The organism is Brevundimonas sp. AVps23W (assembly GCF_058681395.1).
In genome coordinates this window covers 2321376-2347349 of sequence record NZ_CM178738.1, presented here as the reverse complement: position 1 = coordinate 2347349, position 25974 = coordinate 2321376, and the positions used below count along the sequence as shown (strand labels likewise).

The window sequence follows — 25974 nt, the reverse complement described above, 5'->3', positions numbered from 1 at the left end:
GCGGCTGTCGCCTCGTTCTGTCAATAAAATAATTTTCATATGCGATACGAAACGGCAGCTGCGGAGGTGTGGAGCGGGTGCATTCCGCATAGGAGCAATGGGTCTCAGGCCCTTGCGGAGCTTAGCGGCGCGCCGAAATGCACCCGCGGCCGAACGCCAGCAGATGTGTCAGAAGGTCGCTAGAGCATGGCTCGCTTTGACGGAATCGGGATTCCCAAGTTTGCGGTGATCTGATTCAACATCCGTGCTGGATGGGAGGCCAGCCCGGATGACGGCTCCTTATTCGATGGATCTTCGTGAGCGAGCGTTGGCGCGTAAGGCGGAGGGCGAGACACACCGGGAGATCGCGGCGGCGCTTCGGATCAGTCCGTCTTGCGTGTCCAAGTGGACGAAGCGAGTTGGAGAGACAGGTTCGGTGGCGCCGGGCCAGGTCGGCGGCCACAAGCCTCGCACGCTGTCAGGAGACTGCGCCGAATGGCTGCGCACCCGCATCGCCTCAGGGCCGTTCACGCTCAGAGGACTGACGGCCGAACTTGCCGCGCGCGGGATCAAGACCGGCCCTCGAGCGGTGTGGGTGTTCGTGCACGCTGAAGGACTGAGCTTCAAAAAAAACACTGCTGCCTGAGGAGCAGGCCCGGCCTGACGTCGCGCGCCGCCGCGCACGCTGGAAGGCGCATCAGGGGCGGATCGACCCGTCGCGACTGGTGTTCCTGGACGAGACCTGGGTCAAGACCAACATGGCGCCCTTGCGCGGCTGGGGGCCGAGGGGGCGACGCTTGAAGGGCCACTCGCCCTTCGGTCACTGGAAAACCCTGACCTTCATCGCCGCCCTGCGCCATGACCGGATCGACGCGCCCTGGGTTATCGATGGTCCGATCAACGGTGCGATCTTCCTCGTCTACATCGAGAAAATACTGGCTCCGACCCTGTCGCCTGGCGACGTCGTCGTCCTCGACAACCTCGGCAGTCACAAGGGCAAGGCCGCCCGCGCCGCTGTCAGGGCCAAAGGCGCACACATGATCTTCCTGCCCCCTTACTCCCCCGACCTGAACCCCATCGAACAGGTCTTCGCCAAGCTCAAACACCTCATGCGCAACGCCCAGCCCAGAACCATTGAAGCCACGTGGCGAAAGGCCGGAGAGATCATCAATCTCTTCAGCCCCGCCGAATGTGCGAACTACCTCGTCAACTCAGGATACGGTTCCGTGTGAAGGAATCACGCTCTAGTCTCGCCTTTGCGGCAGCGCCTTATCCAAACGTGGTTGGATCACGCCAGCCTTTGAACGTGCTCGCTCGCTCGGTCGCGAAGCTGGCCAGGGACGTGGTGCCGGTTGCAGGAATCGAACCCGCGACATCCAGTTTACAAAACTGGCGCTCTACCAACTGAGCTAAACCGGCGCCGTCCTCGAGACAGCAGGCCTTATGCGGACGGATTGTAGCGGGTGCAAGATGGCGGAGGCGCGAATTCAGTCCAGCGCCGCCGCGATCTTTTGGGCCAGGGGCTGCAAGGCGGCGGCTTCGGCCATCGGCGCATGACCATGTCCCTTCATCGGCCGATCGGCCCAGCGCGGGATGATATGGAAGTGCAGGTGGAAGACGGTCTGACCACCCGCGTCTCCGTTGAACTGCATGACCGAGATCCCGTCGGGTTTCAGAGCCTTCTCAACGGCCTTGGCCGTGCGTTGCAGGGCGGCGGTCAGACGAGCGAGGGCTTCGGGCTCGATCTCGAGGAGGGTCCGGGCCTGGGATTGTTTGGCGATGATCAGGACATGGCCCTCCGACTGGGGAAAGACGTCCATGAAGGCCAGGACGTGCTCGTCTTCCCACACCTTCACCGAGGGGATCTCGCCGCGCAGGATCTTGGCGAAGATATTGTCGGGGTCGTAGGCGCCGTGAAGGCTCATGGCTGGTCTCCGTCTCTGTATCGCGGTCTTGATACGCCGACTGGTTAGCAGCGGAGGAAGGCGAGGGGGAGCCTTACTCGACATCCGGCGTTATGGTGACGCTTCCTATTTCCTTGAGGACACCATGATCCGTTTCATTATCCAGGCCGTCGTCACCATGGTCGGTCTCTGGCTTTCGGCTCAGATCGTGCCGGGCGTCGGCTTCACCAGCACCGGTTCATTGATCGCGGCCGCCGTTATTCTGGGACTGATCAACGCTGTGGTGCGTCCGATCATGGTGGTGCTGACCTTCCCGATTACCGTGGTGACTCTTGGCCTGTTCCTGCTGGTGGTGAACGCGGCGATGATCGGTCTGACGGCCGTCTTCCTGGACGGCTTCGCTGTCCAGGGTTTGTGGGCCGGAATCGGGGCGGCCATCGTCACCGGCGTCGTCAGCTGGATCGCCGGGGCCTTCATCGGCGGCGACGAAAAGCGCGGCTAAAGTCTCGCGAAGGCGCGGCCGCCCGCATCGAACAGATGGGCCTGGCCTGGGGGGACGTGAAGGCGCATCGCGTGGCCCGGCCCGGTCGGAACCTCGCCCGTCAACTGGACCGTCAGTGTGTCTTCCGAGGCCGCGTGCCTGACATGAACCATGGTCGCGGCGCCCAGGGTTTCGACAAAGAGAACCTCGGCGGTCAGGGTGTCGGCGTCAGGGGGCGTTTCGCCGGTCGGCAGAGTCAGATGCTCCGGGCGAATGCCCAGGGTGACGGCGTCGCCCGGTTTGGCGGACGTCGCGTCGACCGCCACGTGCAGGGTCTCGCCGGCCGTCGTTCGTATTGTCGCGCCGGTGGAAGAGCCCTCCACCAACTCGGCGGCCAGCAGGTTCATCCGGGGGCTGCCGATGAAGCCGGCGACGAACAGATTGGCGGGACGCTGATACAGAGCCATCGGCGCGCCGACTTGCTCGATCCGGCCGCCGTTCAGCACGACGATCCGGTCGGCAAGGGTCATCGCCTCGACCTGGTCATGGGTGACGTAGATCATGGTGGTCTTCAGCTCGGCGTGCAGCCGCGCGAACTCGTAGCGCATTCGGACGCGGAGGGCGGCGTCGAGGTTCGACAGCGGCTCGTCGAACAGAAAGACCTCGGGTTCGCGGACGATGGCCCGGCCGATGGCGACGCGCTGGCGCTGGCCGCCGGACATGGCCTTGGGCTTGCGGTCCAGATAGTCGGTGATGCTCAGGGCCTCGGCGGCGGCGCGGACGCGGCGGTCGATCTCAGCCTTGTCCGTCTTGGCCAGCTTGAGCCCGAAGGCCATGTTTTCGTAGGCCGTCATGTGGGGGTAGAGGGCGTAGGACTGGAATACCATGGCGATGCCCCGGTCAGACGGCGACAGGTCATTGACCACCCGGCCGCCGATGGAAACCTGGCCCGTCGTCGCTTCTTCCAGTCCGGCGATGGTGCGAAGCAGCGTGGATTTGCCGCAGCCCGACGGACCGACGAAGACCACGAATTCGCCGTCGGCGATCTCCAGATCGACGCCCTTGAGCACCTCCACGGCGCCGAACGCCTTCTTCACGTCGACCAGACGGACGTCCGCCATGCTTCCTGTTCCCTGAACCGTTTGATTTTGCGCGCACCGTAACCGGTTACATGGCGGGATCAACGGCTCGTTTGCGGCGTCCTCTGTCGTCATCAGCTGACCGCTCCAAATTTGCAAAACTGCAAAATTACACTTTCGCAAATTGTATCGGATGGCTAGAAGCCCCGCGGGCAACGGGGAGATATCGATGATGCGGCGTTCAATCCTGATGGCGACGGTTTCGGTCACATGGCTGGCCGCCGTCTGCGCAGTGCAGGCTCAAGAGGTCGCGTCGTCGGTGGACGACATCGTCGTAACCGGATCACGGATTGCGGGCGGGGACCGGATCGCGCCGGTCGAGACGGTCGGGCGCGAGACCATCGCTGCCGCCGGAATCGCCGACGCCTCGCAACTGGTCCGGCTCGTCACCGCAAACTCGGGCTCGGAGGCTCAGGTGGACCAACTGAACCAGCCGCAAAGCTCAGGCACGGCCCAGTTCAATCTGCGCAATCTCGGCCTGGGCTCGACCTTGGTTCTGGTCGATGGCCAGCGCTGGACGTCCAGCGCGGTGGTGGCCACCGACGGGTCGGCCTTCGTCGACATCAATTCCCTCGTCCCGATGATCGCCCTGCAGCGGGTCGAAGTGGTCAAGGACGGCGCTTCTGCCGTCTATGGCTCCGACGCCGTCGCGGGGGTGGTCAATTTCATCACGCGGCATGATGTCGCCCGCCCCGAGGTCAGCGCCAAATATGCGGTCGCCGACGGTTCCGAAGAGAGCGTGATCCAGGCCATCGGTGGGTTCGAGGTGCTGGGCGGCGACCTGACGCTGGCGGCCTCGCACTTCCACAGATCGGCCCTGAGCACCGACGAGCGCGACTTCACCCAGGCCGAACGCTACGACCGCGCGTCCTGGACCGCCGTGACCAGCTATGGGCAGCCGGGATCCTACTACCGACCGAGCACCAAGACCTATGCGCCGGATCCGGATTGCGACAACCCCGCCTTCGACGCCGCCTATCGCAACAACGCAAGCGACACGTTTTGCCGTCTCGACTATTCCGACTTCTTCGATCTGACGCCGGAAGAGACGCGGACGCAGTTGTTCGCCGACTATCGCCGACCGGTCGGAGATATGACCCTGTCGCTACAGGGGGCCTGGTCGTCGACCTGGACCCGCGCGAGGCAGACGCCGTCCCTGCCGATCCTGGCGCAGTCGCTGACCGTGCCGGCCTCTCATCCGGACAATCCTTTCGGTGAGGACGTGCTGTTCCGGGGGCGGCTTCTGGGCGCCGAGGCCGGCGCATCGGCGGCGGAGTTCGACTATGAGACCTGGCGTCTGGCTGCGGGACTGGAAGGCGGTTTCGCCAATGGCTGGAACTGGAGCCTCGCCGCCACCGCCAGCCGTCAGCACGTCGCCTATGACAAGCCCGATGTGATCGGAAGCGCATTGCAGAACGCGCTGAACGGCCTGGGCGGCGCCGGATGCGACGCCGCCACCGGCACGCCCGGGGTCGGCGCCTGCCAGTATTATAATCCGTTCGGCAGCGCCTATCTGGGCACAGGCACGGCGAACAGCGACGAACTGATCGACAGTCTGATCGGCTCCGCGGGCCTGCGCGGTTCCGCCAGCTTGATGACCGCAGACGCGTCCACCAGCGGTCAGGCGTTCGCCTGGTCCGGCGGCTCGGTCGATATCGCGCTCGGCGCCCAGTACCGCCGCAGCGCCTTCCGTCATGACTGGAGCGACCTCGTGAACGCCGGCGATCTGCTGACGGCGGGCTATTCGCCCGACTTCGACGGCGATCAGCAGACCCTGGCCGCCTATGCCGAGGGGCGTCTCCACCTGGGCGACCGGGTCGAGGCGCAACTGGCCGGGCGATATGAATCCTATGACGGGGAGGGGCGGTTCAGTCCGAAGGTCGCTGTACGTTGGGACGTGGCCGAGGCCGTCGCGTTTAGGGCGTCATGGGGACAGGGCTTCCGTGCGCCCTCGGTCTACGCCCAGTCCGGGGCCCAGGCGTCCCAGCCGTCTGTGTTTGATCGGGGCGCCTATGTCTTCGTCAACACCCTGACGTCGGGGGATGCGGACCTGAAGCCCGAGAAGTCCGAGAGCCTGACTTTCGGGGTGCAATGGCGTCCCGTTCAGGGCCTCGAGTTGGGCTTGGACGCCTGGCGGTTCGACTATACCGACCAGGTCGTCAAGGAATCGGCTCAGGCGATCATCAACCAGGCGGCGGCCGACACCGCTGCCGGTCTGACGGGCACGGACGCCCAGTCGCGCCTGACTCGCTCGGCCAGTGGGGCCCTGACCTTCGTTCAGCTCTATTTCATCAATGCGTCGTCGGTGGAGACCCAGGGCGTGGACGTCTCGGCCCGCTATGGTCATGCGCTTTGGGGCGGTCAGGCTACGGCCTCGGCGACCTGGACCTATGTGGATCGTTACGACATCCGCCTGAACGACAGCGCGGCGGAAGTGTCCGGCGTCGGTTCGACCAATCTGAACAACATCGGCCGTTCCCTGCCACGCAATCGCGGGGAGTTCGTGCTGGGGTGGAGCGGCGGCGTTCATTCCGTGACCGGCCTGGTCCACTACACCGCCGGCTATGACAATGACCGCAGCGGCGTGACGGACACGACCATCGCCAGCCAGACGACGATCGATCTTATGTACAGCCGCGCTCTGGGCGCCGATCTCGAGTTGGCCTTGGGAGTGGTCAATCTGGCCGACAAGTCGCCGCCTTTGGCCCAGTTCGCCTTTGGCTATGATCCCGTCGTCGCCGACCCGCGCGGACGTGTGTTGAGTTTGGGGCTTACAAAGCGCTTCTGATCAGGCTGCCAAAGGACGGGCTGGGGGAAGCGCGGCGCTCATCGCCTCGATCAACATGAGAACGTCCAGCGGCTTGGCGACGAAGCCGTCGAGGCCGGCCTCGCGCCCTTGTTCGCGCACTGAGACGGAAACGTCGCCGGATAGCAGGATCAACGGGGTGCGATGTCCCGCAGCCTCTTCAGCCCGGATCCTGCGCGTGGCCTCAAAGCCGTCGCAACCCGGCATGCGCAGGTCCAAAAGGACAAGATCATAACCGCCGTCTCGCCAGGCGGCGACCGCCTGGTCGCCATCTTCCACCAAGGTCGCCTCCATGCCGAGGTTCGGCAAGACGGCGGCCAGCACCTTGCGGTTCACCGCATTGTCGTCCGCCGCAAGAACCCGCAAGCCCGCCAGGCTCGGCATGGTTTCCGTCTCGATCGTCTTGGCGCGACCGCGCTCAAGCGGCAGTTCGACAGTGAAGCAAGAGCCCTGGCCGGCCACGCTCTCGACGGTGATGTCTCCGCCCATCATCCGCGCCAGGGAACGCGATATGGACAGGCCCAGACCGGTGCCGCCGTGGGTGTGTGAAGTCTCGGCGCTGGCTTGCACATAGGGGGCGAACAAACGTTCAAGTGCGGCCTGGTCCATGCCGATGCCGCTGTCGCGCACGTCCACCCGAAGCCCGCCCGCTGCCGAAAGTCCGATGGACACCAGGACCTCGCCCCGGTCGGTGAACTTTACCGCGTTGGAAATCAGATTGGCCAGGATCTGCCCGATCCTGACCTTGTCGCCGATCCAGTCTCCGGCGGCGTCCGGCGCGATCTCGATCCGTAAAGCGACCCCCTTCTTGTGGGCGACCTCGCCAAACGCAGCCTTCATGCGATCCAGCAACCGCGTCAGATCGAAGTCGGCCTCCACCAATTGCAGTCGCCCGGCCTCGATCTTCGAGGCGTCCAGCAGATCGTTCAGCAGGGATGTCAGGGTTTCACCCGACTCCAGCGCAACTTCCAGCCTTTGCTTTTGGGTGAGATGCATCGGCTCGCCGGCCATCGCCTGCAACATGCCCAGCATGCCGTTCAGCGGCGTGCGAATCTCGTGGCTGACTATGGCCAGCATTCGCGTCTTGGACTTGGCGAAGGCAAGAATCTCGCGCTCGCGACGGTCGGCGATGCGAACAGCCCAAAGCCCCATGCCAGCGCCGAATCCGAGCGCGGCCAGGCCGACGCCAGCGGTTGTCACGCGTGCGGTCGCCAGGGCCAGATTGCGCGCATTTTCGCGCTCTAATGTCACGCCGGCCTCATGCGAGCGAAGAGCTTCCAGGCGTCGGCGAAGATCGTCCATCGCCTCTCGGCCTTCAATCGCCAAGGCAGGACTGCTGTCCTTGTTCAAGTAGCCTAGCAGTCGCGGTTCGGCGTAAATGGTGCGCCATTTTTCCATGGCTGAACGCACGCCTTCAAGCTGAGCTCGATCTGAATGATCATCTGCGGTGAGCTGCGAAAGGATCTCCAACTCTTCCGCAAATTTCTTCTGACCTGAGAAGTAGGGGAGCAGGAAAGTTTCGTCGCCGTCCCCTTCCACATAGCCCCTTACCCCCGTCTCCTGATCAAGCACCGCCGTCAACAGATTGGCCGTCGCGCCTTGCACCAGGACTGTGTGTCGGATGGATTGATCAGCGGCGTTCAGGATCGACATGTTGCTCCAGACGACCAGCACCATGGCCGCGACCATGGCCGACATCGTCCCCAACACGGCCAAGGCCGACCGGGCGGCACGGGTCTGGATCAGCGTGCGAAGGCGGGCGGGCGGGACGGAGATAGGCATTTGGGAACCGGGGTCAGCGTAAACCGCGACTTAGGGCGCTTGCGATGAAAATTGTCTTTCGGACCTGATCAGGATGATTATCTAGCAGCCTGAATTCACCCCATAAGAATGGATCGCTTATGCCTGTCGTCCTTTACGGCATTCCAAACTGCGACACCGTCAAAAAGGCGCGTGTCTGGCTGGAGCAGCATGGCGTCGATTACGTCTTCCATGACTACAAGAAGGCGGGAGCAGACTCGGGAGCTCTGGGCCGCTGGGTCGACGAACACGGCTGGGAGACGGTGCTGAACCGCGCCGGCACGACGTTCAAGAAGTTGGCCGATGCGGACAAGGCAGACCTGGACCGCGACAAGGCCATCGCTCTGATGCTGGCCCAGCCGTCGATGATCAAACGGCCGGTGCTGGACCTGGGCGACCGCCGCCTGGTGGGGTTCAAGCCCGACGTCTATGCGCAGGCCTTCAGTTAAGCGTGACCGTCGCGGTGACGCCGAAATGATCTGACGGGTACTCGCCGTTCGTGGGTTGGTCGCCAAAGACATGGGCGGCGGTGGTGGTGAAGAACTCCGGCTCCACGAAGATGTGGTCGATGACGCGGCTGGCGTGACCCTTTGCGGGATTCAGAGTGGTCGTCGCCGAACCGGGCGGCAGGGCGCTGGTGAAACGAGGGCCGGTCATGGTCGCCAGTCCGGGATCCTCTTGCGGCGCATTGAAGTCGCCCATGACGACAAGCGGGGTTCCGTCCTGCGGCAGCCACGACAAGAGGTGTGAAATCTGGCGGGCCCGCACGGCTCCGGCTTCGGGCTGCCAAGCCAGATGGGTGACCACGACATCGATAGGCCGACCCGCAACGGACACTCGCACCCGCAGCGCCGTGCGGAAATCATCCAACGGCTCCAGCCGAACGGAGTCCTGGGCCAGTATGGGCAGCCGGGTCAGCAAGGCGATTCCATAACGGCGTGGCGCATCCTGGGGGTCAGTTGAGACGAAGGCGACCTTGTAGCCGCCCAGTTCCCGCGCCAGCATCTCGGCCTGGTTCTCCAGTCCTGTGTTGGCGTCTTCCAGGACTTCCTGCAAGGCGATGACGTCTGCGTTCTGGGCCCGCAAGGCTTCGATCAGCAGCGGCCGCCGCGCGGGCCAGTCGCCCATATTGTGCCAGATGTTGAAGGTCGTCAGCGTCAGGTGCGACGGTTCGGACGTGATCGGCTCCGAGCTCAAACCGGCGTTCAACGTGGGCGCGCAGGCCGCTATCGGTACAACCGCGGCCACTGCGATCAGGAAACGACGTGAAACCACTCGTGCGGCCCCTAGCCTTCGACGTCGGTGACGGGCCGATCATGGCCGTCGGCGGTTTCGGTGATCCAGCGACCGTCCGCGGTTTCGTATTCTATGGCCGCGTTCTGGTCCGGAACCTTCTGTTCGCGGGCGGCGCGAACCGCAGCCGCCTTGGCGTCATCGTGGCTGGCGAAGGTCTCGGAATAGGTGCCCTCCGCCTGATAGGCCCAGCCGCCGTTGTGCTCGACGATGCGATAGATGACGGTGGTCATGGGGGCTCTCCTCTGGGGCGGGCGATTACCGTAGACCGAACTGGCCGCCGCAGGAACAGTTCCAGCGTCACCCATTCGATCAACACATGACATTTGTCGGTCCCAACCATGCTGTCCGACAAATATTGATCGACGGCGCATCCAAAGGCTCGGTCGGTGACGACTATTCCCTGTAAACGCAGGGCGATGGTCGTGCTGCTGAGGAGATGAGACATGGCTGATCTGGCGCGCGAGTTCTGGTGGATACTCTTTCCCCTGTCCGCCTTCGCTTTCGTGGGCTGGTCGCAATGGTTGAACTACCGACGTCAGAAAGCGCTGCTCGATGTCGTGAAGACCTATGCGGAAAAGGGGCAGGACGCGCCTCAGGCGATCATGGATGCCCTTGCCCGAGCCTCTGCAAACGATGTCCCCGCCCGGCAGAGCGTACGGCAAGGGACGGCGGCCCACTACTGGTCGTTGGTTGGATTATTCACGGCGCTCTGCGTCGGTTTCACGGTGGCAAGCTGGGGCGGACTAGACGGCGGCACGGGGGCCTTGTTGATCGTAGCCTTTGTCATGGGGACGGTCGCGCTATGGTCCTTGGTCTGCGCCTTGGTGTTGCAAATGCGCAGGCCGCGCGACTGAGCGGACGCGAGGGCAGGCGTCGTGACCGACGTTGAACTTGTAAACGCCGCCCGTAACGGGTCCGACGCGGCATTTGCACGGCTTGTCGAGCGACATCAGGCGGCGGTCCGCAATTTCCTCCGCCGGATGCTAGCCGGCGGGTGGGCCGAGGCCGACGATCTGGCGCAGGAGGTATTCCTTGCCGCATGGCGGGACCTAGGGCGGTTGAGAGATCCGGCGGGGCTTCGCGCCTGGCTGCTCGGCATCGCTTGGCGCAAGGCGCAAGATCGCACCCGGAGCGCGCTTCGAAGTGCGGCCCGTGATGGGATCTGGGCGCAGGATCATGCGCCGTCATTTGGTGTGTCGCCTGAAGAGAGGATCGCGCTAAGCCGCGCGATGGCCGAACTGCCACCGGCCGTCAGAGCTTGCGTGGCGCTGTGTGTTGCCGACGGATGGTCCCATGTTGAGGCGTCCCTTGCGCTAGGCTTGCCGGTTGGCACCGTGAAGTCGCATATCAACCGCGGGCGCAGCCGCCTTCTGGCGATGCTTGGAGATCGTGATGACGCCTGAAGACAAGCTTCAATCCCTATTCGCAGCTGAAGCCGCACCGCCGCGTGATCCCGTTTTTGAGACGGTGGTCGTCCAACGGATCGCCCGTCGTCGCGCTGTCGCCGTTGTCGCGGCCTTTGCGCCGTTGGCGGTGGCGATGGCGACGATCTTGTGGGGGCTCGGGCCGGTATGGCGGGGCCTGGCGGATCTTCTACGCGAAGGCGCGCCGGTTCTGATGGCTGCGATCATGGCGACGGTCACGGCACTGGCGGTCGTCCGACAAGTGCTGCGGGCCTGATCGGGCGACCTTACGAAGATTTCACCTCCGTCGTCGCATCCAAGGGCGCGTCCCGCAGCCTCTTGTGATCAGAAGGCCGCCGCATCAGGCTGTCGCACCGGATCAAAAGAGAGTTCGTCATGGAAGACTTCATCCCGCTGTTTGCCATATTCGCCGTCTTCGGCACCATCACGGCCATCGTCTTCGGTCCGACCTTCCTCAAGTATCGCGAGAAGCGCGACATTCAGGAAACCGTTCGTCATGCGGTGGACAAGGGGCAGGAACTGCCAGCCGAGTTGATCGACGCCTTGACCAAGGATGTGCAGAAAAGTCTTCCCTCGCGTACGAAAGATATTCGTCGTGGAATCATCTGGCTGGCGACGGGCATAGGCATCGCAGCCTTTGGCGTCGTCAGTGACTTGGGCGGCTATGAATGGAACGGTGGGATGCAGAACCCCCTGTTGGGCGTCTCCTGCATACCGATCACCGTCGGCATCGCCTTCATCGTCCTCAGCTTTTTCAACAAGCATACGGACTGACGGTCGTCGAGCGGGGAAGAGCGCCATGAGCCCGTCATTGCTGCGCGATCTCCATGACGTGGAGCTGGCCGCCCAGGCGGCGGCCGGCGGCCGGCGGGAGTATGGCGAACTGGTCCGCCGGCATGGTTCGGCGGTCCGGGGGCTTCTGCGCCGCATGGGCGCGGCGCCGTCCCTGGCTGACGATGTGGCCCAGGACGCCTTCTTGCAGGGGTTCCAGCGCTGCTCGGAGTTTCGGGGCCAGGGGACGTTTGCGGGCTGGATCAAGAAGATCGCCGCGCGCCTTTATCTGAAGCGCGTCGCCCGCGAGGCCCGCTATGTCGCCGAGGTCGAGGCCGATGAGGCCGACGTCGTCGTCGACCGGGCGGGGGTCATGGACCTAGACGAGGCCTTGAAGACGCTCAGCGAGACCGAGCGCGTGTGCGTGTCCCTGTGCCACGGCGCAGGAATGTCCCATCCCGAAATCGCAGCGGCCATGAATTTGCCGCTCGGCACGGTGAAGTCCCATGTCAAACGTGGTCTGGATAAACTTCGCGCCCGGCTTCAGCCGGCGCACGGCTCAGGCGGGAGGTCGACCCATGTCGGCTGATGAATTTGATCCGATGATCGAGCGGCTGTTCGCGCAGACCCCTCGAATGGCCGACGAGGCCCTGTTCCTGGCTACGGTTCAGGCCAGCATGGAGAAGCGGTCGCGCTGGCGAACCCTGGCTCTGACCGGCGCCGGTTTGGTCGGCGGTGTCCTGGCGGTAAAGGAAGGGGTTAATTTCAACTTCTCCGCCAGTGATGAAACGACGCTGACGCAAGGGATGCGGACGGCGGCGGCGACGGCCCAGGGGGCGGCTCAATCCGGGCTGGAAGGTTTGGGTGTCGGATCGTTCGATCTGATGGACGGGTCGGGCATGATGGCGTTCTGGATCGTGGCGGGGGCGCTCGTCGCCCTGCTGGCGGCGGGCCTGGTGAAGCTGTCGCAGGACGTCTGAGGGTGACTTGGCGGATCGCGAGGCCTATCTGACCCGACTTGAAGTCAGGAGGCCTCTCGATGTCCGTTCACACCCAGGAGACGATCAAACGCGTCTCCGTGCCCGATATCGCGAACCGTAAAGGCGGCGAGCCCATCGTCTGTCTGACGGCCTATGACGCCCCGATGGCGGGATTGCTGGATCCGCACTGCGACGTGCTGCTGGTCGGGGACAGCCTGGGCATGGCGGTTCACGGCCTGCCCAATACCGTCGGCGTGACGCTGGACATGATGATCCTGCACGGTCAGGCGGTCGTAAGGGGCTCGCGTAAAGCCCTGGTGGTGGTCGATATGCCCTTCGGGTCTTACGAAGGCGGCAAGGAGGCCGCCTACGACAACTGCGTGCGGGTGATGAAGGAGACCGGCGCCCAGGCGGTGAAGCTGGAGACCAGCGTCGAGCTGGCCGAGATCGTCGCCTTCCTGGTCAAGCGCGGCATCCCGGTCATGGGCCATGTGGGACTGCGGCCTCAGGCGATTTTGGCCGAGGGCGGGTTCAAGGCCAAGGGACGCACCGATTTCGAGCGGGACCGTGTCATGGCGGAAGCAAAGGCGACGGCCGATGCGGGCGCTTTCTGCATCGTCATCGAGGGCGTCGCCGAATCGCTGGCGCGGGAAATCACTGAGAGCCTTGACGTGCCCACCATCGGCATCGGCGCCTCGGCCGCGTGCGACGGCCAGGTGCTGGTGGTCAACGACATGCTGGGGATGTTCGACTGGACCCCCAAGTTTGTGCGAAAATACGCCGATCTGCGCACCGAGATCGACCGCGCGGCCGCCGCTTTCGCCAATGATGTGAAAACCCGCCGTTTTCCTGCCGAAGTCGAGACCTACTTCTCGAAAAAGCCGGCTTCGCAGTAACGGACGACGTTGCGGGCGAGGGGCCGACCTTCTAGGGTCCGCGCCGGTTTGCTTTTAGCGATTTTGGGGCGACGTTTCAGTGGTTGATGTCTTCGAGCAGGTCGAGGAGGAGCTTCGCTCCGACCGGTACAAGCGCCTGGCCCGCACATGGCTGCCCGTCGTGGGCGTCGTTCTGGTGGTCGCCCTGGTCGCCGCCCTGGGCTGGTGGGGCTGGGACAGCCTGAACTCCAACAAGGGCGCCAAGGCCGCCGAGGCCTATGATCGCGGCATGGAGGCCCTGCGCGCTGAAAAGCCCGCCGAGGCCCGTCTCGCCTTCGAGGAAGCGGTCAAGGAAGGCAATGGCGCCTACAAGGTTATGGCTTTACAGCAGCAAGCTGGCCTGGCCGTGACCGCCGACAAGATCCCCGACGCCGTCCGCCTGTTCGATGAGGCCGCAAAGGCGTCCAGCGACCCGATCCTCTCGGATCCGCCCGCCCTGAAGGCCGCCTTCCTGGTGATGGACACTGCGCCGCTGGCGGATATCGAGGCGCGTCTCGCTCCCCTGGCCGAGGATGATCGTCCTCTGCACGCCTTCGCCCAGGAAGCCCTGGCCCTGGCGCGTCTCCAGCACGGCAAGACCAAGGAGGCCCGTGAGGCCTTCGTTCTGCTGCAACTGGGACAGGACGTGCCCGACGACGTGCGCCAGCGCGCCAACATCGCCGTCGCAACCATCGACGCCGGCACCGCAGGCGCGCTGAAGTCCATCGTCGATGCGGCCAAGAACGCCGCGCCGGCGGCCTCCGGCGCCGCCAATGCGCCCACTCCTGTCGCCCCGGCCCAACAGTGACGACCCTTTACAGGACGCCCAAGATGAACCGAGTTCTGAAAGTCGCGCTGATCTGCGGCGTCGCCACAACCATGGCCTCGTGCGGCGCGGTCAGTCGCAACCTGCCGTTCGGCCTGGGCAAGAAGGATGATCCGCAGGCGACCGCATCCGCCGGTGATCGTATCTCGGTGCTCGAGTTCGAACAGCAACTGGCCCCGTCGGCGGCTTTGTCCGGACGCGACTTCTTCCTGCCGGGGCCTCAGGCCGCGACGGCCTGGACCCAGCCGGGCGGTTCCACCGAAAACCTGGTCGAGCATGTCATCGCCGCGCCGAACTTCCAGATCGCCTGGAAGCGCAATATCGGCGAAGGCTCGGCCCGGGTCGGCAATGTCATGGCGCCGATCGTCGCCGCCGACGGCAAGATCTTCGTCATGGACGGCGAATCCACCGTTTCAGCCGTGTCGGCGGACAGCGGCCAAATCCTTTGGAAGGCCAACGTCAAGGACGCCGACCGTGATCGCAGCGGCGGCTTCGGCGGCGGCGTCGCCTACGCCGGCGGCAAGCTGTTCGTCTCGTCGGGCTATCGCTCCATGACCGCGCTCGACGCCGGCACCGGCGCTGTGGTCTGGACCCAAAAGGTCGACGCCCCGATCCATGGCGCGCCCACGGTCGTCGGCGCCCACGTCTTCGTCGTCGATGTGGACAGCCAGTTGTTCGCCTTCGACGTCAATTCGGGCGCTCAGGACTGGACCTACCGCGGCATCGCGGAGCCGGCGCGCGTGCTGCGCGCTTCCAGCCCCGCCGTGACGGGCAATACGGTCATCGCGCCGTTCGCCTCGGGCCAACTGGTCGCACTCAGCGCGCTGAACGGTCAGACGCTTTGGGAGCAGACCCTGTCGCGCACCAGCCGCACCAGCGCCCTGTCCGAAGTCCGCGACGTCGCCGGTCGTCCGGTCATCAGCCGCGGCATGGTTTACGGCGTCAGCCATTCGGGCGTGCTTTCGGCCCTGGATCTGCGTTCGGGGCAGCCCAAGTGGCAACTGCCGGTCACCGGCGTCAACGCGCCGCTGCCGGTCGGCGACGTCGTCTACGCCGTTTCGAAGTCGGGCGAGCTGATCACCGCCAACCGCGACACGGGCCAGATCTACTGGACTCGCGAGCTGAACGAAGGACGCCAGCGCAAGGTCGGCGGCTTCCTGCGCTTCGGACGTCGCACCATCTATCCGCAATGGTCGGGCCCGCTGCTGGCCTCCAACCGCCTGGTGATGGTCAACTCCTACGGCGAGGCCGTCGCCTTTGATCCGAAGACAGGCGTGGCTCAGTCTACGCTGAAGCTCGGCGCGCCTGCCTATATCGCGCCCGCCGCCTACAACGGCGCCCTGTACGTGCTGACCGACAATGGCCAGCTGATCTGCATCCGCTGACTCTTCAGCCCGAAATAAGCTAGAAAGCCGAAATGGCTCTGAAGGTCGCGATTGTCGGCCGCCCCAACGTGGGCAAATCGACACTGTTCAACCGCCTCGTCGGCAAGCGCCTTGCGCTTGTCGATGATCGCCCCGGCGTGACCCGCGACCGGCGCTACGCCGACGGCAATATCGGCGACATGGATCTGACGCTGATCGATACGGCGGGCTATGAGGACGTCACCGACGACAGCCTGGAAGCCCGGATGCGCGAGCAGACCGAGGCCGCGCTGGACGACGCCGAACTGGTCATGTTCATGATGGACGCCCGCGAAGGCGTCACCTCGCTGGACCGGATCTTCGCCGAGCGCCTGCGCAAGGTGCACAAGCCGATCATCCTGCTGGCCAACAAGTCCGAGAGCCGCGAGAGCGGCGGCGGCGTCGGCGAGGCCCACGCCCTGGGCTTCGGCGAGCCCGTCGCCATCTCGGCCGAGCACGGCGAGGGCATGGCCGACCTGTACAAGGCCATCCGCGCGGCATCCGAAGACATCTTCATCGAAGAGATCGACGAGCCGGACAAGCCGATCCGTATCGCCGTGATCGGTCGTCCGAACGCGGGCAAGTCCACCCTGATCAACCGTCTGATCGGCGACGACCGCCTGCTGACCGGGCCGGAAGCGGGCATCACCCGCGACTCCATCTCGGTCGATTGGCAGTTCGAGGGCAAGAATATCCGCCTGGTCGATACGGCCGGTATGCGTCGCAAGGCGCGGGTGCAGGAGAAGCTGGAGAAGCTGTCGGTCGCCGACACCATCCGCGCCATCACCTTCGCCGAAGTCGTCATCCTGATGATGGATAAGGACGACGCCTTCGACACCCAGGACCTGCAACTGGCCGACCTGGTCGAGCGCGAAGGCCGCGCCCTGGTCTATGTCGCGTCCAAATGGGATCTGGAAGACGAGCCCCAGGCCCGCATGGCCAAGCTGAAGGGTATGGCCGAGGACAAGCTGCCCCAGTTGAAGGGCTCGCCCTTCGTGGCCCTGTCGTCGCACTCGGGCCGGGGCGTCGAACGCCTGATGCCGGCCGTGCTGCAGGCCTATGACACCTGGTCGGTCAAGGTGAAGACCAAGGACCTGAACACCTGGCTGTCCATGGCCACCCAGCGGCACCCGCCCCCCGCCGTGGACGGCAAGCGGATCAAGCCGAAATACATCGCCCAGACCAAGGCCCGTCCGCCGACCTTCGTGCTGATGGCCAACCGCGCCGAGTCGATGCCGGAGCATTACAAACGCTATCTGGTCAACTCGATCCGCGAGAGCTTCGACCTGCCGGGCACGCCGATCCGCCTGAACGTCAAGTCCAGCGGCGTGAACCCCTATGCCGAGGGCGGCGCCAAGTCCGGCCCGGAACGCTACAAGGGCGACGCCAAGACCGCGCCGCGCCGCGTCAGGAAGGCGGACAAGGAAGAAGCCCTGTCCAAGCTGCCCGGCAAGGCGCTGGAGCAAAAGAAGACCCGCAAGGCCCAGCCCAAGGTCCTGGGCGGCCTGAAGGCCAGCGCGTCCAAGAAAGCCGGTTCGTCGGTGGCGGTCCAGAAGGGCGCCCGCGGCGGCGCCCGCCAGGTCTCGCGCTCCGGCCGCATCCGCACGGGCCAGAAGGGCGGCGCCAAGAAGTGACCTCATGAGCGAGGTCGCGCCCGTCCTTCCCGACCGGCCGACTTCGCGTTGGTTGATCCTGGACGGGCAGGGGCGGGTGCTGCTGTTCCGCTTCGCCTTCACCGACGGCCCCCTCGCGGGATCCGAGTTCTGGGCCACGCCGGGCGGCGGCTGCGATCCGGGCGAGACCTATGAGGACGCCGCCCGCCGCGAACTGTTCGAGGAGACGGGCCTGATCGTCGCCGATCCAGGCCCCGAGGTCGCCCGCGTCCGCGTCAGCTTTCGTTTGCCCGACGGTCGCATGGCCGATGTTGATCAGCGGTTCTTCCTGTTACGCCCTGAGGTCTTTGATCTGTCCTCAACAGGCTGGACCGTGGAGGAACAGCGCGTGCTGGCTGAGCATCGCTGGTGGAGCCTCGATGAGATCCGCGCCTCGAGCGAGACGATCTGGCCCGAGGAGTTGGCGGATATTCTGGATAGGCTGGTCCCGATGGAGGATGGGGTCGATCCAGGCTAGGATTGGTCTCCCTCGGAGGTTTCCATGTTCGCCCTGATCGCTGCAATCCTGCTGACTCAGACGCCCGATGCGCCTGTGAACTGCGCGCAGGCTATGACGACGCCGCAAATCAACGCCTGTGCGGCGCAGCGTCTTGAGGCGGAGACCGCGAGGATGGAAACCTATCTCTCGGCGGCGCGGCGTCGGGCTGTGACGCAAGATGAGGAAACGGCGGCGTCCTCGCAACGCGCCTATCTGGACAACGCCCAGTCGGCCTGGACCGCCTATGCCGACATCGTCTGCGATGGCGTCTACGACAACTGGAGCGGCGGGACGATCCGGACGGTCATGGCCTTGGAATGCCGCATCCAGATGACCCGAGAGCGCACCCGCGTGATCTGGCGGGACTTCCTGACCTATGCAGACTCCACGCCGCCGGTGCTGCCCGAACCTACGGCGCCGGTCGCTCAGTAGAGCAGGCGGGCGACCGGCAGCCGGTCGATCGTCCTCTTCCTCACCGCCAATGAGGCAAGGACCGAAGGCGGCCTGTGGGGCCAATCGGTGCGCCGACCGTCAGGTTGGAGGTGAATGCTAGACCAGGGCTTCAGCCGTAGGTCCGGCCTTCCAGTCGCGGAAGCGGATTGTCGGCGGAGGCGTGACGTCGCCCCGCGCCAGATCGACGACCAGTTGGCCGATCTCCGACGGGTGGGGCAGGGTCTGCGGATCCTCGCCGGGGAAGGCTTGCGCGCGCATGGCGGTGCGCATCCGGCCGGGATCGACGATGCTGACGCGGATCGGGGTGCTCTCCACCTCGTCCGCCCAGGCCTTCATCAGGGTCTCGGCCCCGGCCTTGGTCGCTGCGTACATGCCCCAGAAGGCGCGGGGGGGCGTCGCCACGCTTGAGGTGAAATGGATCGCCCGCCCGGCGTCGGAGGCCTTCAGCAGCGGCTCCAGCGAGCGGATCAGCCTATAGACGGCGGTGAAATTGACCTTTTCGACCTTGGCGAACTCACGCGGGTCGGCGTGGGCGACCGGCGTCAGGCCTGACGGCCCCATGGTCGCCGCAGCCTGGACCCAGATGTCCAGCTTCTTGAACCGTTCGAAAATGGCGCCGCCCAGCCGATCAATTCCGCCGCCGTCCACCAGGTCGAACGGGACAAGGGTCGCGTGCTTGCCGGTCGCCGCGAAGATGGCGTCGTCCAGTTCCTCAAGCCCGCCCTGCGTCCGCGCCGTGGCGACGACGTGGGCCCCGGCCTTGGCCATTGCGAGGGCGCCCTCGTAGCCTATGCCCCGCGATGCCCCGACGACGAGGGCGATGCGGTCGTTCAGGAGGAGTTCTGACATAGAGCGCTGATAGCGCGGCCTCGACCCTCAAGCCAAGGGCCGCCACGCCTTGGTCAGGCGCTGACGAGCAGTGACAACTGCTTGGCGCCGAATTCCCGGCCGCCTTCCTCGATTTCGCGGTCCAGCAGGCGGGTGGGGTAGTCGCCAGTGAAATAGTGGTCTGTGAACTGGGGCGCGGCGTTGTTGCGGCCGGTCTCGCCCATGGCGCGGTACAGGCCGTCGATGGACAGGAAGCCCAGCGAATCGACCTCAAGCAGTTCGCGCATCTCTTCCAGCGTCTTGTTGGCGGCCAGCAGCTGCGCGCGTTCCGGCATGTCGATGCCGTAGAAGTCGGGGAACAGGATCTGCGGGCTGGCCGAGCGCAGGTGGACCTCCTTGGCGCCCGCCGCGCGGACGGCGCGGACCAGTTTGACCGACGTGGTGCCGCGCACGATGGAGTCGTCGATCAGAACGACCCGCTTGCCTTCCAGGGCCGACTTGTTGGGGCTGTGCTTCATGCGCACGCCCTTCTGACGGGCGCCCTGGCTGGGCTGGATGAAGGTGCGGCCCAGATAGTGGCTGCGGATAATGCCCATCTCGTAGGGGATGCCGCTTTCCTGAGCATAGCCCAAGGCCGCCGGCACGCCCGAATCAGGCACCGGCACGACGATGTCGGCTTCGACGCCCAGTTCGCGGGCCAGGCCCCGGCCCATCTCCTTGCGGACCTCATAGACCGAGCGGCCGTTCACGACCGAGTCCGGGCGCGAGAAATAGACGTATTCGAACAGGCAGGGGCGGGCGGCGCGGGCGGGGAAAGGCTTGATCGATTCGACGCCGTTCTCGTCGATGACCACGACCTCGCCGTGTTCGACGTCGCGCACGAAGGTGGCGCCCATCATATCCAGGGCGCAGGTCTCGGACGCCAGCACCCAGGCCTCGCCGACCTGGCCCAGCACCAGGGGGCGAATGCCCAGCGGATCACGGGCGCCGATCATCTTGTGGCGGGTCTGGGCGACCAGGGCGTAGCCACCCTCGATCCGCGCCAGGGCGTCGATGAAGCGGTCGACGATCTTGGCCTTACGGCTGCGGGCGATCAGGTGGAGGATGACCTCCGAGTCTGACGTGGACTGGAAGATCGCGCCTTCGCTGACCAGCTGGCTGTGCAGGAATTTGAAGTTGGTCAGATTGCCGTTGTGGGCGATGGCGATGCCGCCCTGGTCCAGATCCGCGAACATCGGCTGGATGTTGCGCAGGAAGGAGCCGCCGGCGGTGGAGTAGCGGGTGTGGCCCACGGCCGCGCGGCCGGGCATGCGGGTCATCAGATCGGCGCCGCCAAAGGCCTCGCCCACCAGACCCTGGTGGCGTTCGGTGTGAAAACGCTCGTCCTTGACGCTGGCGATGCCGCAGGCTTCCTGGCCGCGGTGCTGCAAGGCGTGCAGGCCCAGGGCGACGATGGCCGAGCCTTCGTCCTCGTCTGCGCCCCAGACGCCGCAGACGCCGCACTCCAGGCGGAGCTGATCATCCTCCGGCTCGCGCCAGTACTCGCGGTGAACGACGGGATCGGCGATATGGTGGCGCATCGTGGGGCTCCGATGACCGGGGGAAACTTACGGGGCGGCTTCGCGCGGCGAGTTAGTCTCGGATTGCGTCCGAGGCAAGGCTTCGTCGTTCGAAAACCCTTTGCGCACGGATGAATCCACCACAGGCGTGATCGCATCGGCGCCCCGGCCTATGCCGGGCAGGATGATCTGAATGGCGCGGGCGCCCACGGCGCTGACCTTGTAGAGGGCCGCTTCGCTGAGCCACCGCGGCGTCCGTTCGCCCGGCATGGCGGCGACGATGACCAGATGGACGGCGCCCAGCAGCACCAGGGCTCGGCCTGTGCCGACGAAAACGCCGATGAACCGGTCGATCCCGCCCAGCTGCGGATGGGCCTGCGCCTGCTTCGACAGATAGGAGCCGAAGATGCGGATGCCGAAATAGACGATCAGGAAGGCGACGATGGCCGCCAGTATGGTTCCCGCCCAGTCCGGATTAACCAGGGCGCGACCCAGCATGGCCGTCCACGGCAGGGTGACCAGGGCCACCAGGGCCGCCAGTAGGGCGCTGAGCAGGGTGATGATCTCGCGCACGCCACCGCGCACCCAGCCGGCCGCGGCGGAGAATAGGATCACCACGATGGCGAAGACGTCGTAACCGGTCACTGAGGTAACTTGCTCTCCAAAGAGCCCCACCGTCCCCAATCCCGTCATCCTAGGGCTTGTCCCTAGGATCCATACGCCCGGTTGCGCCGGTCACTCCCGGCGTCGACGGAGTTTATGGATCCTCGCCACAAGGGCGAGGATGACGAGCGGAAGAAAGCGCGACCGTCCGATGGTCTAATAGCGGTTTTGCGAGATTCGTTCGACCACATCCGTCAATCGCGTCGCGGACGTCACCTTGACCCCCTTGGTCTTGCCCGCGCTCTGGGGCAGGGGCGGGCACAACAGATGCTCGAAGCCCAGTTTCTGGGCCTCTCGCAGGCGCGCTTCGGCCCGGCCGACGCTGCGAACCTCGCCTGACAGGCCGATCTCGCCGAACACGACGCAGCCCTGGGGCAGGGGCATGTCCAGGGCGGAACTGATCAGGGCCGCCGCCGCCGCGAGGTCGGCCGCCGGCTCGTTGATCCGCAGGCCGCCGGCGACGTTCAGATAGACGTCCTTGTCGCCGAACCCCAGGCCGCACCGGGCCTCCAGCACCGCCAGCAGCATGGCCAGGCGACCGGAATCCCAGCCGACCACCGCGCGCCGTGGTGTGCCATAGGCGGACGGAGCCACCAGGGCCTGGATCTCGACCAGCACGGGCCGCGAGCCCTCGATCCCGGCGAAGACGGCCGCGCCGGGCGCCCGGTCCTTGCTGTCACCCAGGAACAGGGCCGACGGATTGGCGACTTCGCGCAGGCCGCTGTCGCCCATTTCGAACACCCCGATCTCGTCGGTGGCGCCGAACCGGTTCTTGCCGGCGCGAAGGATCCGGAACGGATAGCCGCGCTCGCCCTCGAAGGTCATGACCGCGTCGACCAGGTGTTCGACCACGCGCGGCCCGGCGACCTGACCGTCCTTGGTGACATGGCCGACCAGAACCACGGCCACCCCTTGCGTCTTGGCCAGTCGCACCATCTCGCCGGCGCAGGCCCGGACCTGGGTGATCGAGCCTGGGCCGCTTTCGTGGACGTCGGACCACAGGGTCTGGATCGAATCGACGATGACGATGTCGAACTGTTCGCGTTTCAGCGTTCCCAGGATGTCGCGCAGGGCCGTCGCTGCGGCCAGATTGACCGGCGCCTGTTCCAGCCCCATCCGCTTGGCCCGCGCCCGGATCTGCTCCACGGCCTCCTCGCCTGAAATATAGGCGATCCGTCCGCCTCTAAGCGCCGCCTTGGCCGCCACCTCCAGCAGCAGGGTGGACTTGCCCACGCCCGGATCGCCGCTCAGCAGGATCGCCGAACCCGGCACCACCCCACCACCACAGACCCGGTCGAACTCTGCCACGCCCGTGGTGATGCGGGGCGGTTCGGGGGTGTCCGATTGAAGGGTTTCGAACTGCAGGCCTCGCCCGCGCGCCGACGCGGCCGCTGAGGGCTTGATCGCGCCGGGCGGGGCCGACCGGCTCTCTTCAGTGAGGGTGTTCCATTGTCCGCATGACGAACACTGGCCTGACCACTTGCCGTGGACCGAGCCGCAGGACTGACAGACATAGAGGGCGGAATCGCGAGCCATGGGCTTCCTTAGCAGAAGGGCGAAGCGGCGGGGGATCGCCCGCGCTTTGCCCCTCATCGCCGCCCGCGACGTCAGCTTCGGTCGTAGCGACCGACATAGGCGCGAGGAACCCGGTCGCTGACGGCGGTCAGCAGTTCGTAGCTGATGGTCCCCGCCGCTGCGGCCGCCTCGTCCAGCGAACGGTTGGCGCCGAAAAGTTCGACCCGGCCGCCGACCGCGACCTCCAGGCCGGTTACGTCGATTGTGCAGACATCCATCGATACCCGCCCCAGCAGCGGCCGGATTTCGCCCGCGACCCAGGCCGCGCCGTACGCGGCATATGCCCGCATCACCCCGTCCGCATAGCCCGCCGCCACGACGGCCGCTCGCACAGGAGCATCGGCGACGAAACCTTTAGAATAGCCGATGCTTTCGTCCGACCTCACGTCGCGGACCTGCAAGATCTCGGCCGTCAGGGTCGCCACGGCGGCGATCCGGTCGTCTGGCCGCCCCTCCGGCCCGCCGCCGTAAAGACAGACGCCAGGTCGTACGGCGTCGAAGCTGTAGTCGCGCCCCAGAAAACAGCCGCCCGAATTGGCCAGCGACCGCGTCACACCCGGATATCGCGCGGTTGCCGCCGCGAAGGCGTCGCGCTGGCGTCGGTTCATCGGCTGGTCGGGTTCGTCGGCGCAGGCCAGGTGGCTCATGAGCAGGCTGAGGCCCTCGAACGGCTCCGGCGCCTCTTCGGGGCGGAAGCCCAGGCGGTTCAAGCCGGTGTCGATCTGAAGCCCGCAGGCCCCGCCGCCGGCCTCAGTCCAGGCCTTCATCTGTCTCGGCTGGTTCAACACCGGCCGCAGGTCCGCCGCCTTCAGTACGCCCGCCGCGCCGTCGTGGCAGCCGTCCAGCACATAGATGGTCGGCGCATCCCCCAGCGCCGCCCGAAGCGTCACGCCCTCATCCGCGCGCGCCACGAAGAAGGTCCGCGCGCCCTCGGCCATCAACCGGGTCGCACAGGCCTTGGCCCCCAAGCCATAGGCGTCGGCCTTGACCACCGGATGCACCGGAACGCCGGTCACGGTTTCCAGCGTGTGGAAATTGCGGGCCAGGGCGTTCAGATCGACGGTCAGCAGGGCGGGGGAGGGCATGGCGGCCCTTATGGCGCAACTTCCCGACGATGGAAGACCCCGATGGGAAAGTCTGGGCTTATCAATCCTCGTCGCTGAACGGCGGGGGCAGTCGTCCGGACTTGAAGATGATGGTCGGTTCTTCGTCGTAGTCGCCCATCTCGGTGTCCGCAGACACAGAAAAGGCCACCACGCCCAGCCGCAGGGGCGCCAGCCGCTCGGCCTTGCGCCGCGCCTCCTCGGCGTCCTTGCACCCCACCTGCGGCTCGGCCTTCAGCCCCTTGCCGCGCCCCTGCACATAGGTCTGGAGAATATAGACGGTTTCACTGGCCATCCGCACCCAAGGGGCCTGTTCGCGGTCGAGGTCAACCGCCGCCTGCTATTCGTAGCTGACTTCCTCATAGCCGTGCGCCAGGTTGCCGAAGCGAACCGTGTCGGCGTCGAAGGCCAGTTTGACGATGCCGATAGGGCCGTGGCGTTGTTTGCCGATGACGACCTCGGCCTGACCTTGAAGCCGGTCCATGTCCTGCTGCCATTGCAGGTGTTCCTCGGTGCCTTCGCGGGGTTCGGCGCGGCCCAGGTAGTAGCTCTCGCGATAGACGAACATGACGCAGTCGGCGTCCTGCTCGATCGAGCCGGATTCCCGCAGGTCGGACAGTTGCGGCCGCTTGTCTTCGCGCTGTTCGACCTGACGCGACAGCTGCGACAGGGCGATGATCGGCACCGACAGTTCCTTGGCCAGGGCCTTCAGGCCGCCGGTGATCTCTGACACTTCCTGCACGCGGTTCTTCTGCCCGCCGCCGTCGCCGGTCGTGACCAGTTGCAGATAGTCGACGATGATCAGGTCCAGCCCATGTTCCATCCGCTTCAGGCGGCGCGCCCGGGCGGCCAGCTTCGAAATGGACAGGCCGCCGGTGGCGTCGATGTACAAGGGGCTCTCGCCGATCTCGACCGCTGCGTCGCGCAACTTGCCGAAATCGGTGGCGTCGATCTCGCCCTTGCGCAGCTTGTCCGAGGACACGCCCGAGGCGTCGGCCAGGATCCGCATGGCCAGCTGTTCGGCGCTCATTTCCAGCGAATAGAAGGCGACGACCCCGCCGTTGACCGTCTTGCGGCCCTCGGGCGTCGGCTCCCACTGATAGGCGCGGGCCACGTTGAAGGCCATGTTGGTTGCCAGCGCCGTCTTGCCCATCGACGGCCGGCCGGCGAGGATCAGCAGGTCGGAGGGGTGCAACCCGCCCAGTTTCCGGTCCAGGTCGTTCAGGCCCGTCGCCAGACCCGCCAGCTTGCCTTCGCGCTGATAGGCTTCGGCCGCCATCTGAACGGCGCCGGACAGGGCGTGGGAAAAGCTGACGAAACCGGACGACGGCTTGCCCGTCTCAGCCAGGGAATACAGGGTCTGTTCGGCCTGTTCGATCTGTTCATCGGCCGGCGTCTCGGGATTGGGCGCCTCCTTGATGATCTCGCCGCCGATGCGGATCAGGTCGCGACGCAGGGCCGTGTCATAGACCACCCGCGCATAGTCCGGGGCATTGGCCGCCGGCGGCGCCCGGTCCACCAGATCGGCGAAATAGCGCAGGCCGCCGAACTCCTGGAACGCCGGGTCCTGTTTGAACCGCTCCATCAGGATGGTGGGCTCGGCCAGCATCCCTTGTCGGATGTGATCCTCGATCGCCTCGAACAGCCGCTGGTGGAAGGGTTCGTAGAAATGCGAGCCGCGCAGACGGTCGCTCAGCCGTTCGAACACGCCATTGTCGAACATCAGCGCGCCCAGCAGGGCCTGTTCCGCCTCCAGGTTATGGGGCATCGAGGCGACGCCGCTGGGGTCCATCGGCGAGGACGAAAAGGGCATGGGGGCGAAGGCGTTCATTGTCTTAACGCTTTATCCCTGACACGCGCCTGCGTCAGTCGGGGACGTCGCCACGACCGTGGACAGATCGTCCACCCTGTGGGTGAAC

At 65.6% G+C, this 25974-nt stretch carries 28 protein-coding genes and 1 tRNA gene; 16 read left to right on the top strand and 13 right to left on the bottom strand.

The window, feature by feature from the left end; translation table 11 throughout:
* The first annotated feature begins 268 nt into the window (after positions 1–268).
* Positions 269–1211, top strand: a protein-coding gene (locus ACW177_RS11425) for an IS630 family transposase (RefSeq protein ID WP_267515012.1) whose coding sequence is annotated in 2 segments (ribosomal slippage) — positions 269–604 and positions 606–1211 — 942 coding nt in all. Because the reading frame shifts where the segments join, the coding sequence is not laid out codon by codon here.
* Between the two features lie 111 nt (positions 1212–1322).
* On the opposite strand, the gene ACW177_RS11420 is transcribed toward ACW177_RS11425, so the two are convergent.
* Together ACW177_RS11420 and ACW177_RS11415 are read right to left on the bottom strand one after the other, a co-directional pair.
* Positions 1323–1398 (bottom strand) — tRNA-Thr (locus ACW177_RS11420).
* Positions 1399–1466: 68 nt separating this feature from the next.
* Entirely contained in the window at positions 1467–1904 is a 438-nt protein-coding gene (locus ACW177_RS11415; protein ID WP_492025826.1) for an HIT family protein, read from the bottom strand.
* A gap of 124 nt (positions 1905–2028) precedes the next feature.
* Here ACW177_RS11415 and ACW177_RS11410 point away from each other — a divergent pair, with 124 nt between their 5' ends.
* A complete protein-coding gene (locus tag ACW177_RS11410) occupies positions 2029–2385 on the top strand; it encodes a phage holin family protein (protein ID WP_492025825.1) in 357 nt (118 codons plus the stop codon).
* Here ACW177_RS11410 and ACW177_RS11405 read toward each other — a convergent pair.
* A complete protein-coding gene (locus tag ACW177_RS11405) occupies positions 2382–3485 on the bottom strand; it encodes an ABC transporter ATP-binding protein (protein ID WP_492025824.1) in 1104 nt (367 codons plus the stop codon). The genes ACW177_RS11410 and ACW177_RS11405 overlap by 4 nt on opposite strands.
* A 187-nt stretch (positions 3486–3672) precedes the next feature.
* Here ACW177_RS11405 and ACW177_RS11400 point away from each other — a divergent pair, with 187 nt between their 5' ends.
* Positions 3673–6291: a TonB-dependent receptor gene (locus ACW177_RS11400; RefSeq protein ID WP_492025823.1), complete on the top strand. Its 2619-nt coding sequence runs from the start codon at positions 3673–3675 to the stop codon at positions 6289–6291.
* On the opposite strand, the gene ACW177_RS11395 is transcribed toward ACW177_RS11400, so the two are convergent.
* Positions 6292–8091: an ATP-binding protein gene (locus tag ACW177_RS11395; protein WP_492025822.1), complete on the bottom strand. Its 1800-nt coding sequence runs from the start codon at positions 8089–8091 to the stop codon at positions 6292–6294.
* A gap of 119 nt (positions 8092–8210) precedes the next feature.
* On the opposite strand from ACW177_RS11395, the gene ACW177_RS11390 reads away from it, so the two are divergent.
* A complete protein-coding gene (locus ACW177_RS11390; protein WP_492025821.1) occupies positions 8211–8558 on the top strand; it encodes an ArsC family reductase in 348 nt (115 codons plus the stop codon).
* On the opposite strand, the gene ACW177_RS11385 is transcribed toward ACW177_RS11390, so the two are convergent.
* Together ACW177_RS11385 and ACW177_RS11380 are read right to left on the bottom strand one after the other, a co-directional pair.
* Entirely contained in the window at positions 8551–9306 is a 756-nt protein-coding gene (locus ACW177_RS11385; protein WP_492025820.1) for an endonuclease/exonuclease/phosphatase family protein, read from the bottom strand. The genes ACW177_RS11390 and ACW177_RS11385 overlap by 8 nt on opposite strands.
* 89 nt (positions 9307–9395) lie before the next feature.
* Complete coding sequence (locus ACW177_RS11380; RefSeq protein ID WP_492025819.1) at positions 9396–9635, bottom strand: DUF2188 domain-containing protein; 240 nt, start codon at positions 9633–9635, stop codon at positions 9396–9398.
* Between the two features lie 213 nt (positions 9636–9848).
* Between ACW177_RS11380 and ACW177_RS11375 the strand changes: the two genes are divergently transcribed.
* The 12 genes from ACW177_RS11375 (at position 9849) to ACW177_RS11320 (ending at position 18306) form a co-directional block, all read left to right on the top strand.
* A complete protein-coding gene (locus tag ACW177_RS11375) occupies positions 9849–10259 on the top strand; it encodes a hypothetical protein (RefSeq protein ID WP_492025818.1) in 411 nt (136 codons plus the stop codon).
* Between the two features lie 21 nt (positions 10260–10280).
* Entirely contained in the window at positions 10281–10808 is a 528-nt protein-coding gene (locus tag ACW177_RS11370; protein WP_492025817.1) for an RNA polymerase sigma factor, read from the top strand.
* Positions 10798–11085: a hypothetical protein gene (locus tag ACW177_RS11365; protein ID WP_492025816.1), complete on the top strand. Its 288-nt coding sequence runs from the start codon at positions 10798–10800 to the stop codon at positions 11083–11085. The genes ACW177_RS11370 and ACW177_RS11365 overlap by 11 nt, the downstream gene beginning before the upstream one ends.
* Before the next feature lie 119 nt (positions 11086–11204).
* Entirely contained in the window at positions 11205–11603 is a 399-nt protein-coding gene (locus ACW177_RS11360; protein WP_492025815.1) for a DUF6249 domain-containing protein, read from the top strand.
* A gap of 25 nt (positions 11604–11628) precedes the next feature.
* Complete coding sequence (locus ACW177_RS11355; protein ID WP_492025814.1) at positions 11629–12189, top strand: RNA polymerase sigma factor; 561 nt, start codon at positions 11629–11631, stop codon at positions 12187–12189.
* Positions 12179–12580, top strand: a complete 402-nt coding sequence (locus ACW177_RS11350; protein WP_492025813.1) for a hypothetical protein — start codon at positions 12179–12181, stop codon at positions 12578–12580. The genes ACW177_RS11355 and ACW177_RS11350 overlap by 11 nt, the downstream gene beginning before the upstream one ends.
* A 59-nt stretch (positions 12581–12639) precedes the next feature.
* Positions 12640–13476 (top strand): 3-methyl-2-oxobutanoate hydroxymethyltransferase, encoded by an 837-nt coding sequence (gene panB, locus ACW177_RS11345; RefSeq protein ID WP_492025812.1) that lies wholly within the window; start codon positions 12640–12642, stop codon positions 13474–13476.
* Between the two features lie 79 nt (positions 13477–13555).
* The gene (locus ACW177_RS11340) at positions 13556–14302 is read left to right on the top strand and encodes a tetratricopeptide repeat protein (RefSeq protein WP_492025811.1); all 747 of its coding nucleotides are present in this window, start codon (positions 13556–13558) and stop codon (positions 14300–14302) included.
* A 23-nt stretch (positions 14303–14325) separates the two neighbouring features.
* Positions 14326–15705, top strand: a complete 1380-nt coding sequence (locus tag ACW177_RS11335) for a PQQ-binding-like beta-propeller repeat protein (protein WP_492025810.1) — start codon at positions 14326–14328, stop codon at positions 15703–15705.
* Positions 15706–15737: 32 nt separating this feature from the next.
* Complete coding sequence (gene der, locus ACW177_RS11330) at positions 15738–17357, top strand: ribosome biogenesis GTPase Der (protein WP_492025809.1); 1620 nt, start codon at positions 15738–15740, stop codon at positions 17355–17357.
* 4 nt (positions 17358–17361) lie between these two features.
* Positions 17362–17853 (top strand): NUDIX hydrolase, encoded by a 492-nt coding sequence (locus tag ACW177_RS11325; protein ID WP_492025808.1) that lies wholly within the window; start codon positions 17362–17364, stop codon positions 17851–17853.
* 24 nt (positions 17854–17877) lie between these two features.
* Positions 17878–18306, top strand: a complete 429-nt coding sequence (locus ACW177_RS11320) for a lysozyme inhibitor LprI family protein (RefSeq protein WP_492025807.1) — start codon at positions 17878–17880, stop codon at positions 18304–18306.
* Between the two features lie 117 nt (positions 18307–18423).
* On the opposite strand, the gene ACW177_RS11315 is transcribed toward ACW177_RS11320, so the two are convergent.
* The 7 genes from ACW177_RS11315 to ACW177_RS11285 all read right to left on the bottom strand — a co-directional run bounded on the left by ACW177_RS11315 (position 18424) and on the right by ACW177_RS11285 (position 25886).
* A complete protein-coding gene (locus tag ACW177_RS11315) occupies positions 18424–19176 on the bottom strand; it encodes an SDR family NAD(P)-dependent oxidoreductase (RefSeq protein ID WP_492025806.1) in 753 nt (250 codons plus the stop codon).
* Between the two features lie 53 nt (positions 19177–19229).
* Positions 19230–20735: an amidophosphoribosyltransferase gene (gene purF, locus ACW177_RS11310; RefSeq protein ID WP_492025805.1), complete on the bottom strand. Its 1506-nt coding sequence runs from the start codon at positions 20733–20735 to the stop codon at positions 19230–19232.
* 27 nt (positions 20736–20762) lie between these two features.
* Positions 20763–21359, bottom strand: a complete 597-nt coding sequence (locus tag ACW177_RS11305; protein WP_492025804.1) for a CvpA family protein — start codon at positions 21357–21359, stop codon at positions 20763–20765.
* Between the two features lie 174 nt (positions 21360–21533).
* On the bottom strand, positions 21534–22913 hold the full coding sequence (gene radA, locus ACW177_RS11300; protein WP_492025803.1) for a DNA repair protein RadA: 1380 nt from the start codon (positions 22911–22913) through the stop codon (positions 21534–21536).
* 71 nt (positions 22914–22984) lie between these two features.
* Positions 22985–24037, bottom strand: a complete 1053-nt coding sequence (alr, locus tag ACW177_RS11295; protein WP_492025802.1) for an alanine racemase — start codon at positions 24035–24037, stop codon at positions 22985–22987.
* Between the two features lie 61 nt (positions 24038–24098).
* Entirely contained in the window at positions 24099–24350 is a 252-nt protein-coding gene (locus tag ACW177_RS11290; protein ID WP_267513585.1) for a hypothetical protein, read from the bottom strand.
* Positions 24351–24395: 45 nt separating this feature from the next.
* The gene (locus ACW177_RS11285) at positions 24396–25886 is read right to left on the bottom strand and encodes a replicative DNA helicase (RefSeq protein ID WP_492025801.1); all 1491 of its coding nucleotides are present in this window, start codon (positions 25884–25886) and stop codon (positions 24396–24398) included.
* Between the last annotated feature and the right edge of the window lie 88 nt (positions 25887–25974).

Coding starts and splice junctions, on each gene's coding strand:
- ACW177_RS11405 (WP_492025824.1), bottom strand. CDS start 3,485: ATGGCGGACGTCCGTCTGGTCGACGTGAAGAAGGCGTTCGGCGCCGTG.
- ACW177_RS11290 (WP_267513585.1), bottom strand. CDS start 24,350: ATGGCCAGTGAAACCGTCTATATTCTCCAGACCTATGTGCAGGGGCGC.
- ACW177_RS11380 (WP_492025819.1), bottom strand. CDS start 9,635: ATGACCACCGTCATCTATCGCATCGTCGAGCACAACGGCGGCTGGGCC.
- ACW177_RS11365 (WP_492025816.1), top strand. CDS start 10,798: ATGACGCCTGAAGACAAGCTTCAATCCCTATTCGCAGCTGAAGCCGCA.
- radA (WP_492025803.1), bottom strand. CDS start 22,913: ATGGCTCGCGATTCCGCCCTCTATGTCTGTCAGTCCTGCGGCTCGGTC.
- ACW177_RS11395 (WP_492025822.1), bottom strand. CDS start 8,091: ATGCCTATCTCCGTCCCGCCCGCCCGCCTTCGCACGCTGATCCAGACC.
- ACW177_RS11315 (WP_492025806.1), bottom strand. CDS start 19,176: ATGTCAGAACTCCTCCTGAACGACCGCATCGCCCTCGTCGTCGGGGCA.
- ACW177_RS11335 (WP_492025810.1), top strand. CDS start 14,326: ATGAACCGAGTTCTGAAAGTCGCGCTGATCTGCGGCGTCGCCACAACC.
- purF (WP_492025805.1), bottom strand. CDS start 20,735: ATGCGCCACCATATCGCCGATCCCGTCGTTCACCGCGAGTACTGGCGC.
- der (WP_492025809.1), top strand. CDS start 15,738: ATGGCTCTGAAGGTCGCGATTGTCGGCCGCCCCAACGTGGGCAAATCG.
- ACW177_RS11360 (WP_492025815.1), top strand. CDS start 11,205: ATGGAAGACTTCATCCCGCTGTTTGCCATATTCGCCGTCTTCGGCACC.
- ACW177_RS11320 (WP_492025807.1), top strand. CDS start 17,878: ATGTTCGCCCTGATCGCTGCAATCCTGCTGACTCAGACGCCCGATGCG.
- ACW177_RS11410 (WP_492025825.1), top strand. CDS start 2,029: ATGATCCGTTTCATTATCCAGGCCGTCGTCACCATGGTCGGTCTCTGG.
- ACW177_RS11415 (WP_492025826.1), bottom strand. CDS start 1,904: ATGAGCCTTCACGGCGCCTACGACCCCGACAATATCTTCGCCAAGATC.
- ACW177_RS11325 (WP_492025808.1), top strand. CDS start 17,362: ATGAGCGAGGTCGCGCCCGTCCTTCCCGACCGGCCGACTTCGCGTTGG.
- ACW177_RS11400 (WP_492025823.1), top strand. CDS start 3,673: ATGATGCGGCGTTCAATCCTGATGGCGACGGTTTCGGTCACATGGCTG.
- panB (WP_492025812.1), top strand. CDS start 12,640: ATGTCCGTTCACACCCAGGAGACGATCAAACGCGTCTCCGTGCCCGAT.
- ACW177_RS11355 (WP_492025814.1), top strand. CDS start 11,629: ATGAGCCCGTCATTGCTGCGCGATCTCCATGACGTGGAGCTGGCCGCC.
- ACW177_RS11285 (WP_492025801.1), bottom strand. CDS start 25,886: ATGAACGCCTTCGCCCCCATGCCCTTTTCGTCCTCGCCGATGGACCCC.
- ACW177_RS11350 (WP_492025813.1), top strand. CDS start 12,179: ATGTCGGCTGATGAATTTGATCCGATGATCGAGCGGCTGTTCGCGCAG.
- alr (WP_492025802.1), bottom strand. CDS start 24,037: ATGCCCTCCCCCGCCCTGCTGACCGTCGATCTGAACGCCCTGGCCCGC.
- ACW177_RS11375 (WP_492025818.1), top strand. CDS start 9,849: ATGGCTGATCTGGCGCGCGAGTTCTGGTGGATACTCTTTCCCCTGTCC.
- ACW177_RS11390 (WP_492025821.1), top strand. CDS start 8,211: ATGCCTGTCGTCCTTTACGGCATTCCAAACTGCGACACCGTCAAAAAG.